At 46.6% G+C, this 13,194-nt stretch carries 11 protein-coding genes; 10 read left to right on the plus strand and 1 reads right to left on the minus strand.

Going from position 1 to position 13,194, the window contains the following annotated elements:
- Positions 1-64 precede the first annotated feature (64 nt).
- From AC1DOV_RS01880 to AC1DOV_RS01920, 9 genes are all read left to right on the plus strand, one after another.
- Positions 65-805 carry a response regulator transcription factor gene (locus AC1DOV_RS01880; protein ID WP_477549016.1) on the plus strand — a complete coding sequence of 247 codons (741 nt, stop codon included), beginning with the start codon at positions 65-67 and terminating at the stop codon, positions 803-805.
- Entirely contained in the window at positions 802-1,905 is a 1,104-nt protein-coding gene (locus AC1DOV_RS01885; RefSeq protein WP_477549017.1) for a sensor histidine kinase, read from the plus strand. The genes AC1DOV_RS01880 and AC1DOV_RS01885 overlap by 4 nt, the downstream gene beginning before the upstream one ends.
- A 3-nt stretch (positions 1,906-1,908) precedes the next feature.
- The gene (locus AC1DOV_RS01890; protein ID WP_477549018.1) at positions 1,909-3,150 is read left to right on the plus strand and encodes a molybdopterin-dependent oxidoreductase; all 1,242 of its coding nucleotides are present in this window, start codon (positions 1,909-1,911) and stop codon (positions 3,148-3,150) included.
- Between the two features lie 135 nt (positions 3,151-3,285).
- Positions 3,286-4,143 carry an alpha/beta hydrolase family protein gene (locus AC1DOV_RS01895; RefSeq protein ID WP_477549019.1) on the plus strand — a complete coding sequence of 286 codons (858 nt, stop codon included), beginning with the start codon at positions 3,286-3,288 and terminating at the stop codon, positions 4,141-4,143.
- 103 nt (positions 4,144-4,246) lie between these two features.
- Complete coding sequence (locus AC1DOV_RS01900; RefSeq protein ID WP_477549020.1) at positions 4,247-5,095, plus strand: sulfurtransferase; 849 nt, start codon at positions 4,247-4,249, stop codon at positions 5,093-5,095.
- Positions 5,096-5,673: 578 nt separating this feature from the next.
- Entirely contained in the window at positions 5,674-6,369 is a 696-nt protein-coding gene (locus tag AC1DOV_RS01905; RefSeq protein ID WP_477549021.1) for a response regulator transcription factor, read from the plus strand.
- Positions 6,366-7,859, plus strand: coding sequence for a sensor histidine kinase (locus AC1DOV_RS01910; protein WP_477549022.1), 1,494 nt, complete (start codon positions 6,366-6,368; stop codon positions 7,857-7,859). The genes AC1DOV_RS01905 and AC1DOV_RS01910 overlap by 4 nt, the downstream gene beginning before the upstream one ends.
- A gap of 81 nt (positions 7,860-7,940) precedes the next feature.
- Positions 7,941-9,101, plus strand: a complete 1,161-nt coding sequence (locus AC1DOV_RS01915; protein WP_477549023.1) for a hypothetical protein — start codon at positions 7,941-7,943, stop codon at positions 9,099-9,101.
- 90 nt (positions 9,102-9,191) lie between these two features.
- Entirely contained in the window at positions 9,192-9,338 is a 147-nt protein-coding gene (locus AC1DOV_RS01920) for a hypothetical protein (RefSeq protein ID WP_477549024.1), read from the plus strand.
- A gap of 224 nt (positions 9,339-9,562) precedes the next feature.
- Here the strand turns inward: AC1DOV_RS01920 and AC1DOV_RS01925 are convergent, their stop codons facing one another.
- The gene (locus AC1DOV_RS01925; RefSeq protein WP_477549025.1) at positions 9,563-9,730 is read right to left on the minus strand and encodes a hypothetical protein; all 168 of its coding nucleotides are present in this window, start codon (positions 9,728-9,730) and stop codon (positions 9,563-9,565) included.
- A gap of 206 nt (positions 9,731-9,936) precedes the next feature.
- On the opposite strand from AC1DOV_RS01925, the gene AC1DOV_RS01930 reads away from it, so the two are divergent.
- Complete coding sequence (locus AC1DOV_RS01930; RefSeq protein ID WP_477549219.1) at positions 9,937-13,080, plus strand: hybrid sensor histidine kinase/response regulator; 3,144 nt, start codon at positions 9,937-9,939, stop codon at positions 13,078-13,080.
- The last annotated feature ends 114 nt before the right edge of the window (positions 13,081-13,194 follow it).

The following is a 13,194-nucleotide window of genomic DNA, read 5'->3' on the forward strand; positions in this document are numbered from 1 at the left end:
AGTCCTATCGGCGTTATAATTTAAGAAGAGGATATAAGTTTTAGGAAAGAGGGGTGAACCCGCATTGAGCGCGAAAATAATAGTAGCCGATGATGAACGGAATATAAGAGATGTGTGTAGGCGTTATTTGGAACGTGAGGGATGGACGGTTTGGGTAGCGGCAGACGGCGAGGAGGCTTTGCGGCTATGGCGAGAGCATCGGCCGGACCTGCTCGTTCTCGATTTGATGATGCCAAAGTTCGGAGGTCTGGAGGTATGCGATCGGGTTCGTCAGGAAGAGGAAACTCCGATCATCATGCTTACGGCGCGGGGAGAAGAGGCCGATCGGTTGCTAGGCTTAACGATGGGCGCGGACGATTATATAACGAAGCCGTTCAGTCCGAGGGAGCTCGTCCTGCGCATTAAAAATATATTGAGAAGGTCTTTGGCCGGCAGCGTGGCAAAGAAGCAGGGGACGGAGACGAATGGCAGCGGTGACGGGGGGGCAGGGCAATCGCTTTATTTTGACGGATTATCAATTTTCCCGCAGGAGAGAAGGGTTGTAGTTAATGGAGCGGAGGCAGATCTCACAGCCAAAGAATTTGACTTGCTGCATCTGCTTGCACTTTATCCGGGGAAGGTATTCTCCCGTAGCCAGCTGCTTAATCAGATATGGGATTACGCTTATCATGGCGATACGACGACCGTTACAGTGCTTATTCGTCGTTTGAGGGAGAAAATCGAGGAGAATCCTTCCGATCCAAGCTGGATTAAGACCGTATGGGGAATTGGCTATAAGCTGGACGGCAAAGGAACATTTGTATGAAGCTTCGCTCGTACCTCATGCTGGCTAATACAATCAGTATCGTGTTTATTATTATTTTGCAGCTGGTGTTCTACCGGTATATGTTACTATCCAAGGAGCAGTTCATTTGGCTGACGCTTGCGACCGTGGGAGCGGGTTTAGTTTCGTGTATGCTTTACTTTCTGTTCGTGAGGCCGCTTGAGGATTCTGTTAGAAGGGTCGGTGAGGGGGCCGGGCTAATTGCGGCAGGAGACTTGAAGGCTAGGGTAAAGCATACAGGTCTGAGGGAGTTTAAGCAGCTAGCGGAACAATTCAATCATATGGGCATCCACTTGGAGGAAAGCTTCCGGCAAATAAAAGCAGTCGAGGCGGCGCAGCGGGAACTCGTTGCGAACATGGCGCATGATCTGCGTACACCACTTGCTTCTGTGCAGTCCTATGTAGAAGCGTTAGAGGATGGTGTCATTTCAGATGAAGAATCTTTCAAGTATTATTTGGGGACGATACGGAGCGAGACGGTAAGACTTGGCGAATTAATTCAGGATTTGTTCGAATTGTCGACGCTGGATGAGAAGAAGCATGAGCCTGCGGTGTTTGAACCAGCGAATGTGGAGGATGTGCTTGTCGAGCTGTTGCCGCGGTTTACGAAGCCTTTGGATGAGAAATCGTTGCAGCTTAGAGTTAAGCTGCCGGAGCTTTCGCTTCGTTTAACGATGCAGCCGCGTCACTTGCAACGCATACTACAAAACTTGCTCGAAAATGCGGTGAGGCATTCGCCGCAAGGCGGTTTAATTTTAATAGAAGCAGAAGAATGGTACGGACAGCAGGAGAAGCTTATCCGCTTTTCCGTTATTGACGAAGGGGAAGGCGTGCCGGAAGCCGATAGAGAGCGGGTCTTCGAGCGGTTTTACCGATCAGACCGTTCCCGAAGCCGGGATAGCGGAGGTGCGGGACTTGGACTTTCCATCGCTAAGCTATTAGTAGAGCAATATGGAGGGGAAATAGGCGTGCAGCAGCCTAGTCATCACGGGAGCTTATTTTGGTTCACGTTGTATGAGGCGGCAGAAGATACGGATAAGTTTTTTTCGAAAAAAAGACTTAGAGGAGAAGAGGAGGCTTAGCCGATGAGTGGACTGATGGAGCGTCTTCGCAAGGGTTATGGTAAGAAGCTTGTTTCGCTGCATGCTTGGAACGGCTGGATTGTCGTGATTTTGGCATTAACCGGGCTTATATTGGTGGGCGGCTTCTGGCGCGGCGTTCTTGGAGAGGTTCGCGTTTGGATAAAGTGGGCGCATGTCGTTGTTGGTATAGCATCCATCCTGCCTGTAGTCTATTATCTGGCGCTGGCGGGCAAGCATTGGAAGCAGCTGAAGCAAAAACCATGGCAAAGATTTAACGTACTTGTCGTGTTAGGCTTATTGCTGGGCTGGTTCGGATCGGGCGTACTGCTTTGGCAGTTTAGAGCCGTCGGGCCAAGCGTGTCTAATGTGGCATTAGTCATCCATGATCTTCTTACATGGGTTGGGCTTCCTTATATCATTTATCATTCCATCACGCGGGTCAAATGGCTGAAGGAGCCGAATCGCCGTACCGTCAAAAACGAGCAGAAGGAAGAGGGCGTCATCCATCCAGCAGGATCGCCTCAGCCGCTGTATACGCGCAAAGCGTTCATTCGCGGTGCAATTGGCATAGGCTTGGCTGTCACGATCGGGCCTTCTTTTCTGAAATGGCTCGGGAACTCGCTTGGAAGTGTAGGCGGAAGCCAGAGCATCGATAAGCTGATCGAAAATGATGCAAATATGCTTCTGCCAGCGCCTGAGCCGCTGCCTGCTTCAGCCCCGCCAACGGGTGGCGGAGCTGTTGGACAGTTCCGTGTATACACGGTAACGCCGATTCCTTCTTTTACAAATGCAGATTGGAATTTTACGATAGATGGGTTGGTCGATAAGACGTTTAAGTGGGACTGGAAACAGTTTGTGGCGCTGAAGCGAACGGTGCAGGTCAGTGATTTTCACTGTGTGACTGGTTGGTCCGTTTACAAAAACACGTGGGAGGGTATTCCACTTAAAGAATTGCTGAAAATGGCGGGTATGCAGTCCGGTGCGGAGACGGTGAAGCTTTACTCGGGTGATGGTGTATATACAGATACCCTTACACTTGAGCAGGCCGACATGGATGATGTAATGGTGGCGGTCATGCATGATGGGAAGCCGATCCCGAGTGATCTCGGCGGACCGGTTCGTCTCATTGTGCCGAAAATGTATGCCTATAAGTCCGTAAAATGGTTAAACCGAATTGAGCTGATTAAAGGCGAGCATGTGGGGTACTGGGAAGCGCGCGGATATGCGAACGATGCGTGGGTGTAGTTTTTTTGTACTATTTTACAGGTAATCCCGCCTCTATAATGCACGTTGGTGATATGATCAGGGTAGATAGATATGGTATAAACGGAGTGAATAGCTGCTATAGAATGAAATATGGTGACGGGGAAGGTGCTGTTATTGAGTAATGGGAGTATTTTGCATCAGACATTTACGTTGGAACTGGACCCGGGAGTGTATGTAAGAGGCGATATAAGAGTGAAGGAGGATGGGGGACGAAAGCCGGTCCTCCTCTTTGTGCATGGTTTTAAAGGGTTCAAGGATTGGGCGTTCTTCCCTTATGCAGCCGGGCAATTCGCGGGTCAGGACTTTGCGGTTATCACGTTCAACTTTTCGTTTAACGGCGTTAATGAACATGATTTTGACGAGCTGGATAAGTTCGGGATGAACACCTACTCGCAGGAGCAAAAGGATTTGTCAGCTGTGCTTGCGGCCTTGCTCGAGGGAGAGCTTCCGCTTGATGAACAGATGGATAAGCAGCAAATTTTCATAGTAGGGCATAGCCGCGGCGGAGGGAATAGCGTAATATTCGCAGCCGAGCATCCGGAAATTCGCGGCGTAGTAACATGGAACGGAATAGCGAAGGCTAATCTGTTTGGAGAAGAATTCCGCGAGCAGGTATTGCGGGATGGGATAGGCTACGTGACGAATGCAAGGACAAAGCAGGAAATGCCGATTAACGCTGCGTTTTTTGAGGATTTGGATCGGAATCGCATGCGCTTCGCTATCACAGCTAAAGCGGCGTCACTTCGAACGCCTGTGTTATTCATTCAAGGAACAGGGGATGCTGGAAGATTGCTTACAGGATACTATCTGCTCCAAGCTGCTGCTCCGCAGCATCGTTTTTCACCGCTGGAAGGAGCGAACCATACTTTTGGGGCGGTGCATCCTTTTGCAGGGACGACGGATGATTTGGAGAAGGCGATTGAAATAACGGGAGCGTTTTTTGCGCTGCTGCTGCAGCGGCCGTCGGAGTGATAGAGCGGAGTGAGTTGATGAAGAGAGCGTTATATGATGATAAAGAAATGATTGATATGCGAGCGGCAGCACTATTTTAGAAATAGTAGAGGAGATGGATGAGATGACCTATTTTAAAAAAGCGGATTGGGTGCTGGAGCAGCTTGGTGTGAATGGGACGGTTATTGTGGATGCGCGCTACGCGCTTAACGATTCTGAAGCGGGTAAGCGAGCGTATGCAGAAGCTCATATTCCCGGTGCTTATTACTTAAATCTAAGCGAGGATCTCTCCAGTCCCAAGCGTCCGAATGGAGAAGGCGGTCGTCATCCATTGCCGGAGCCGCGGGTGCTGGCAGATATTCTTGAACGAATTGGTATCGGCAATCATACGACAGTTATCGCGTATGACGATCAAGGCGGCGCGATGGCATCCCGTCTGCGCTGGCTGCTGCAATGGCTTGGGCATGATGGACAAGTCTATTTAATAGAAGGCGGATTCGCAGGCTGGCAAGCGGCGGGATATCCGGTTAGCACGGATGTCCCTTCTTTAATAGAAGGAATTAAGTTCACTGTAAACGTACGCGATGAGATGCTGGTTAGCCAAGCCGATGTAAAGGCTCGAGTTGGCAAAGCGGGAACGGTGGTCATCGATTCCCGTGAAGCCCCTCGCTATCGCGGCGAAGTAGAACCGCTTGATCCTAAGGCTGGACATATTCCAGGCGCGATCAATCGCTTCTGGAACGAAGGCAAACGCGCCGACGGCAGCTGGAAATCACCAGAGGAGCAGAAGCTTCGCTTCAACGGATTGTCGCAGGACGATGAGATTATCGTGTACTGCGGCTCAGGCGTGACGGCTACGCCGAACGTATTTGCTTTGCAAGACGCAGGCTTCCGCAATGTGAAGCTATATGCGGGGAGTTGGAGTGATTGGAGTTCGGTGGAGGGGAATGCGGTTGCGGTGGGTGAGGAGTAAAGCCGAGATTCACATAGTAGTAAGTAATATTTGAATACATCGCCCTAGGGGACTTGTGCCCTGGGCGATATATTTTTTATGCTCGAAGTCAACACGGAATCAACATAAGCTTCCTGAACGCGCTTTCATGAAGCTACGCACCGAGCGCTCGTTTGTATGCCTCCTAATGCGCTGTACAGACCCTTACATCTCGCTGATATTCCCTCCATGTACAAAATGAAGGCCGGATTGCTAAGAGAAATTGATAAAGCCGAGTCAACAACTCGAAAGTCAAAAGTGATTATTCAACATGGAGTCAACAAAATGGTGATCTAAGATGATTGCAGCGGAAGTCAGTCGTTCATGTAGGATGAGTCGAATGACTATTACGTTATTAACATTGAGAATAGAAAACGATCAAACGCAAGCGGCTTACCTGATTTAAGGTTATGCTGTTTGTGCGTTATCAGGTCAGGTTTATGTTATAAGGAAAGAGAATACGGACTTATTCTTCGCAGGCTGGCAATAAAACGGCAATATTTGTCCGTTATAATGGAGGAATACGATTGTATTGCAGACTGGAAGCGAGGAAAACTATTTTGCAAAAAAAACTGCTAATTATAGAAGATGACGATGCGATTCGAGACATACTGACCTATGCGCTCAGAGGCGAGGGCTATTCCGTGTTCAGCGCAGGCACGGGAAAAGGCGGTCTTCGTTTGCTGGAGCAGGCGGAGCCAGATTTGCTGCTTCTGGACGCCATGCTGCCGGATGTCAGCGGTTTCGAAATTTGTAAAGAAGTATCTGCGAAGTATTCCGTCCCGATTCTAATGCTTACTGCGCGTACCGATACACTGGATAAAATCGTGGGGCTGGAGATTGGTGCCGATGATTACATGACTAAGCCGTTTGAGTTGCGAGAAGTGGCTGCGCGAATAAAGGCGCTGCTGAGGCGGAAGGAAAAAGCAGATAATCGTTTTGCGAATCGGCGAATCGAGCTGGCTCCAGGCATTGAGCTGGATAAGCGCGGCTATGCGGTTTTTAGGCACGGACAAGAGATCAAGCTAAAACCTAAGGAATTTGAGCTGCTGCTCCTGTTTCACGAATATCCCGGGCAAGTATTTTCTAGGGAAGAAATTGTAGATCATGTTTGGGAGATGGACTATGAGGGCGACATAAGGACGGTTGACGTTCATGTGCAGCGAATCCGCAAAAAGCTGGATATGGCTTTGATCGAGACGGTGTTTGGCGTAGGTTATCGAATGGGCGAGAGAGGGACCAGAGGAGCTGTATGAGAAGGAGAATCCTGCCGATCCACTGGAGGTTTACTATGGGCTTCATCGTTATTTTCTCGATATCAACCGGCTGTCTCTATATGTACATCTCCCATGTATTGAACGAGCAGACGAATGTGACGATTCGGGCGGATATGAAGAAGCTACAGTCGTTTGTCTATGACCATATCCAGCAGGATACGCTTGTTCACCAAGGAAGCAAAGAGAACGAGCAAGAGCTGATTTCGCGGCTGCTTTACGGCATCAGCCGAAGCACTGGCCATCCTGCGGCTTACTACGATAAAGCAGGCAGATTCGCGGGAGAGACTCGATTTACCAAAGGTGGAAGCGCTATTCTCGATCCATGGCAGTCCGCTAGCGGCAAGTTTTCGCTGGAAGCCGATATAGCGTTGAGCGCGCAAAATAAATCAGTCGTAACAAGGGTGCGGGACGGCGACGAATATCTCATTATGCTGACGATTCCATTCTATCCCGACGAGCGCTATGAAGGTTCCTTTCGTCTTACCAGCGATTATTCAAGCCGTTATATGCATAATCGCGCGATTCTCAAAAGCTTGGCCGGATTCGCGGCGTTTCTGTTTGTTGTCGTTACTGTATTTACTTATATATTGTCGAGAAGAATGACTCGTCCCCTGATTGCGCTGTCGCATGCGATGCGAGGATTGGGGGAAGGCAACCAAGAGAACGCGGTGCTGCCCGCAAATCGAAGCGATGAAGCAGGTCTGTTGGCGGCCAGTTTTAAACAGATGAAGCGGCAAATCGAGGAGCAAATGGAGCATCTTGAAGCCGAGCGAAATCGGGTTGTTGTACTTGAACAGAGCAAGAGGCGATTTTATCAGCATATAACCCATGAGCTAAAAACGCCGCTTACTTCCATTTCCGGCTATGCGCAAATTATCGGCAAACCGAACTTTGATGATCCCGTTTTTCTCGAGCGCGCAGCCATAAAAATAAAAACGGAAAGCGACCGATTACACAGTATGGTTGCTCAAGTGCTTGAACTCGCCCACAAGGAAGACGAGGGAGAGCGGCAGGCAAACGTACCGGTCGATTTGCATGAGCAACTGCAGGCTTGCTGCGACGATCTGGAAATGAAGGCCGCCCGCTACAAAATGCTACTGCAATGCGATTCGCAGCTTCTTACAGTCGGCGGACAAAGCGAGGAGCTACGGAAGGTATGGGTGAATTTGCTGGATAATGCGATTAAATATGGCGTCGTAGGGACAGGTATTCAGATTAAGGCATTCCGATCCGCAGAGTTTGCCGTAGTTCAAGTGGTGAATGAGCGGGTTATAGATAGGGATGCGGACGAGCTGTTGGTTTTCGAGCCTTTTTATCGGGCTCATGGAGCAGATATGAGCGATTCAGGCAGCATCGGCCTTGGTTTAGCGATTTGCCGGGCAATCGTGGAAAGCCACGGGGGAACGATCGTTTATCGCCAAGAGGGCGGGCATGTAATCGTTCAAGCTGAGCTGCCGCTTTGGACATAAGTTGGCAACAAGCGAGGCGAATTTGCACATAACCTTCCCTTATAGTGATCGTAAGAAACGATCGAAAGGGTGTAGCCGAGAATGAAAGTCGGAACGATGAAAAACAGTTGGTTTGTTGGAATGATCGCAGCCATGGTTGTTATAGGAGGCTGCTCGATAGCCGAAACGGGAACTCCCCGAACCGCGTCATATGTGCTGAGCGAGGATGTAAGGGCGGAGCTCGGCGAGATGGAAACTCCTATGCTGGACGGGAAGCTGTTGACGATTGACGAGGTGCTGAGTTTTGAGGATATTATGTCCATCCAGGACGGCCGCATGCTATACAACGGGAACGACGGCTTCTATTCCGTAGGCATAGAGGACGCCGGGGATCGAAAGCCGGTGAAATTGTTGGAGAAGCCCGTTACCGATGTCTCGCTAAACGGCAAGAAGGTTTTATACGACGAAGGATCTTCCACTTACATCTTGGATATCGCCACCGGCGAGAGCAAAGAAATATTGGATAAAAGTCGAGAGCCGTATAAAGCGCTCATGAGCAAAGATCAAATGATGATCAACCGGTTTGCAGACGCGGAAGGAAGGTATGCCGCTTTCTCAACCCAAGTCGGCGTACTTTATATTTTAGATTCAGTAGCGGGCAAAGTGTCGACGATCCGGCTTGAAGAGGTTTTGGATACGAAAACTTATAGTTACGAACATGAGCTTCAAGTCGCGGACGGCGCGCTGTATATGAAGATGGCGATTGGAGACGGAGCACAGTCAAGTTTGTATAAAATCAATCTGGAGCATCCGCGGCTTGAAAGGATTATAGCGAGAGAAGAGTATTCTATCGGAAGCTTTCATACGCTTGCGAACGGCAGCATTTTATTTGACGGGCAATACAAGGACGAGGATGGCATCTATATCTATGATCCGGCAACAGAGAAATTTACGACAGTATTAAGCAAACGGGATGCCGATTTAGGCCGTTACACGTACGCTTTCAGTTTATCTCCCGATGAGAAACGAATCTTGATCCATGATGTTGTCGATAAGGATGAAATATCGTCGGCCGAGCTTAAGGGAGGCCAATTGCTGAACAAAATAACGGTGATGAAGGGATACTCCCTGCACGCTCTAATATGGCTTTTGGCGTATTGGAATACGAACGAAGCGTCTTTCTATGTGAAGCTGGCCTATGAGGGTGGAGAAGCTTCCTCGGGCAAAGTGGGATCGATTGTGAAATTTAAAACCATATTGTAAGCATGGGCCCACTATTTAACTGTATAAAACAATAGCATATAATGATAAAGGTTTTGTCCGACTCATTATACGCTAAGTAAGTGTTTAATCATGGACGTGTATTATACGAAGCTGCTGCTAGCGTTAAGTTTGTTGATTGGGCTCATCGTTATTTTTTTCTACGCTTTTGTTATTCTGCCGATTAATGCGTTAAAACGACGAATGGCAATTCTGTACAGCCGTAACCTTAACGACTAAAAAAATTTTCAGAGAATAACCGACAGCTGGAGTGATTGGAGTTCTGACGAGGGGAATCCGGTTGCGGTGGGGAACGAAGCAAACCCAAGGAAGGTATAACAGTAACTTAACGACAAATAAGCCGCCATGTAGCCCGAGGGTCATGGCGGCTTATTGTATATATCCGAATTCAACCTCAAGTCAATAATGCCGTTCTGACAGCTGCCTTGAAAGTACTTACGTAATTATAGGAAAGTAACCTTGACTACATCCCTGCCAATGAGAGTCCCCCAACTGTCATAAACCAATGCGAGAATATTGTAAGTTCCGCCTGCCAGCACGAGCTTCGTACTGTTTGTTAACGTATGATGAATGTCGTATCCGCTGGACGGCACGTTGAGGTCGAATGACATGCTTTGTTCATTCTTTTTTTATCCGAATTAAATAACCAAAATTATCCAAGTAAGTATTGCTATATAATAGACATAAAGGCCTCTCTCTCGTCCGTTTCTCTGCTATGTTAACTGTGGTAAGTTATGGAGAGTTCTTTACTAAATGTCTTAGAAGAAAATGACTAGGGGAGAAATACTTCTTGGAAACTCACTCATCCAAATATCAAATGAAAAAGAGCTATATTATTTTATTGCTAGTGTTGATATTAGTTGTTTTAACCGGTTTGCGCATTTTATGGATGGGAACGTTTCATGATTCAAAACAGGCGTCAATTCATAATGGGCAAATCGATTTGCGCAATTGGAATGCAGAAGATGGTAGTATTCTCTTACTTGATGGGGAATGGGAGTTTTATCCCTCGCAATGGTTAATAGATGCTAGTCGGAAACAATTGTTAGGTGATAATGCGCCAATGCATATTCAGGTACCGGGAGGATGGAGTGAAGCTTTGCATGCTGACAAGCCATCTCCATACGGGTATGGTTCTTATCGTTTGCGTCTTTATGTAGACCCGGCAAAGAACCTTAATTATAGTATTCGTGTACCCAGCGTACGCACTGCATCAGAATTATATGTAAACGGTCGATTGCTTACTAAATCCGGACAGGTGGCGACAACAAAGAATGATTATATTCCGAAGGACCTACCTTATTCTACAACCTTTACAGCAGACGAAAACGGTGTAATCGAACTCGTCATTCAAGCGGCAAATTATGTGGATGGTCGAAGCGGGGGCATTGTCCGATCCATTAAATTTGGATCAGAAGAAGCCATTGCCAAAGAGATGAAAGCTTCCGTTTCTATGCAGCTTTTGGCAGCGATTATATTCATTATGCATGCAGTCTATGCACTTATTTTGTATTTACTAGGAAATAAGGAAATGAAGCTGCTTTATTTCAGTTTGCTTGCATTATGTGTAACGATCACGAGTGTATTTAGTGTTGATGAGAAGTTGTTCCACCAAATATTTTATATTGGAAGTGTTTGGGATTTTCGGATAACGAACATTGCTCTCATTATGGCAGCTTATGCTTTGCTCCAGTGTACGAATCATCGCGAGCTTCCATATTGGCGTAGGATGTACCCTGTCTATAAAGTAATGAATCTAGGGACTGTCGGCATCACTTTGTTTTTAGATCCATCTCAAGTGATTATGCTCTTTCCGGTTTATTATCTATTAATTGGTATTGCTGCAGTTATCACGTTGATTACAATGTTTAAAAAAGTAATCACAGGTTTAAAGAGCAATCTTTTACTGCTTTTCTCTTTACTTGCGTTGATGAACCATTCTCTTTGGTCATTTATCTTGATAGATAGCAGTTTGAGTCTTGTCTACTATCCGTTCGATATGATTATTGCGATGGGTTGTTTAGCCTCTGAATGGTTTAAGGGATACTTTATCATGCATTCGAACACCAAAGAGCTTGCTGCAACCTTGCAAAGAATGAATGACCATAAGGATCAATTTCTGGCAAACACATCGCATGAATTTAAAAATCCGCTGCATAGCATGCTTAACATGTCACAATCCGTTTTAAAAAGGGAACAGCATTTATTGCAGGAACGGAGCATTAAGGAGCTTGAAACGGTATTATCCGTAGGACGTCGGTTGACATTGATATTGAACGATTTGATTGATGTGATGAGTTTACGGGAAGGCAATCCGCGTCTTCAGAAAAGAGCCGTATTTATCCAGTCAATCGTGACCGGAGTAATGAATATGCTGCAATTTAATACAGATGTAAAGTCTGTCCAAATTGCAAATCAGATTTCGGAAGATTTCCCTCCAGTAATTGCGGATGAGAATAGGGTGATCCAAATCGTGTTCAATTTACTTCATAATGCTGTGAAATATACGAATGATGGGGTTGTTTCGATTCAAGCTTTTGCAAAGGATGGACGAGCTTATATCGTTATTACCGATACCGGAATCGGAATGGACGAGGACATGCTTAAGCGCCTATTCCGCCCATACGAGCAAGCGAGCGCGAGTGAGACCATGATTGAAGGTGGCTTTGGGTTAGGTTTAAGTATAAGCAAGCAACTGGTTGAGCTTCATGGAGGTGCGTTAGATGTGTCCTCTGCTTTAGGAGAAGGCTCAACATTTACGTTTTCATTACAGCTAGCAGACTTGAAAGTGGAAGAAGAAAATGATGTATCCAACTCATTCAAACCGTATACATTACAATCTATGGCGATTCAAGAAATGGCCTCCTCGGTCGATTTGGACAAAGTGGGAATACCGCAAGCTGCGAAACAACCAACTTTACTAGAAATGGATCACGATCGTCCACACCTATTAATTGTTGATGATGATCCTATCAATCTTCAAGTGCTTGAATCCATACTACCGCCAGACGAATATGAGGTAACGATGGCAACAAGCGGTAAAGAAGCGTTGGCTTTACTGGGTACAAAGGAATGGGATCTGGTCATCTCCGATATCATGATGCCGCAGATGTCCGGTTATGAGCTGACGCGTTTGATCCGCGAGCGCTTTACACTCACGGAGCTCCCTGTACTGCTCCTTACCGCAAGAAGCCAACCGAAAGATATTCAGAGCGGTTTTATTGCGGGGGCTAACGATTATGTGACGAAGCCAGTGGAAGCAATAGAAATAAAATCGCGAATCGAGGCGCTAACTACGATTAAACATTCTGTTCGGGAACAACTGCGATTAGAAGCTGCATGGCTGCAAGCGCAAATCCAGCCTCATTTTTTATTTAATGCGTTGAATGCTGTAACAGCTCTAAGCGATATTAATTTGGATAAGATGCGCAATTTGCTCAATGAGTTCAGCAATTATCTGAGGAATAAATTTAAATTTCAAAATATGGATGGGCTTGTTCCGATCGAAGAGGAGCTAAGTCTGGTGCGTTCTTATCTATATATTGAAAAGGTTCGGTTTGAAGAAAGGTTACAGGTTATTTGGGAGATAGATGACTGCGAGGAAATAAAAGTCCCATTTATTACGATCCAGCCTCTCGTTGAAAATGCGATAATACATGGCGTTATGAAGCGCATTCGTGGGGGAAAGATTTTTATTCGGATTTCTGTCTATGAGACGCATGTAGAGATAACCGTTGAAGACGATGGGGTTGGAATGGACGAAGTTCAATTGCAACGAATATTAGAAAGAAAAGTAAATAGTTGTTCAGGTGTCGGATTGATAAATACGGATCAGCGATTAAAACGGCACTTCGGAACAGGACTTCATATCAAAAGCACGTTAGGTATAGGGACAAAGGTAACTTTTCATGTATATAACAGGTTGAATAGCGGGGATAAAGCTAGCCTAAGTGATAAATAAGTGATTTAAAGAGGAGCATCCTTGGCTGCTCCTTTAGTAATGTTCGCCGATAAACCCGTTAAGCTGAACCATATCATAAGTAACGGCAAGTTTTTATTGTACAACATGGAACTT

This window comes from Paenibacillus sp. 01T47, from assembly GCF_056398245.1.

Excerpts from the sequence above, each read along its gene's own strand:
- AC1DOV_RS01915 (WP_477549023.1), top strand. The coding sequence starts at position 7,941 with ATGAAAGTCGGAACGATGAAAAACAGTTGGTTTGTTGGAATGATCGCA.
- AC1DOV_RS01930 (WP_477549219.1), top strand. The coding sequence starts at position 9,937 with ATGAAAAAGAGCTATATTATTTTATTGCTAGTGTTGATATTAGTTGTT.
- AC1DOV_RS01920 (WP_477549024.1), top strand. The coding sequence starts at position 9,192 with ATGGACGTGTATTATACGAAGCTGCTGCTAGCGTTAAGTTTGTTGATT.
- AC1DOV_RS01900 (WP_477549020.1), top strand. The coding sequence starts at position 4,247 with ATGACCTATTTTAAAAAAGCGGATTGGGTGCTGGAGCAGCTTGGTGTG.
- AC1DOV_RS01925 (WP_477549025.1), bottom strand. The coding sequence starts at position 9,730 with ATGTCATTCGACCTCAACGTGCCGTCCAGCGGATACGACATTCATCAT.
- AC1DOV_RS01910 (WP_477549022.1), top strand. The coding sequence starts at position 6,366 with ATGAGAAGGAGAATCCTGCCGATCCACTGGAGGTTTACTATGGGCTTC.
- AC1DOV_RS01885 (WP_477549017.1), top strand. The coding sequence starts at position 802 with ATGAAGCTTCGCTCGTACCTCATGCTGGCTAATACAATCAGTATCGTG.
- AC1DOV_RS01890 (WP_477549018.1), top strand. The coding sequence starts at position 1,909 with ATGAGTGGACTGATGGAGCGTCTTCGCAAGGGTTATGGTAAGAAGCTT.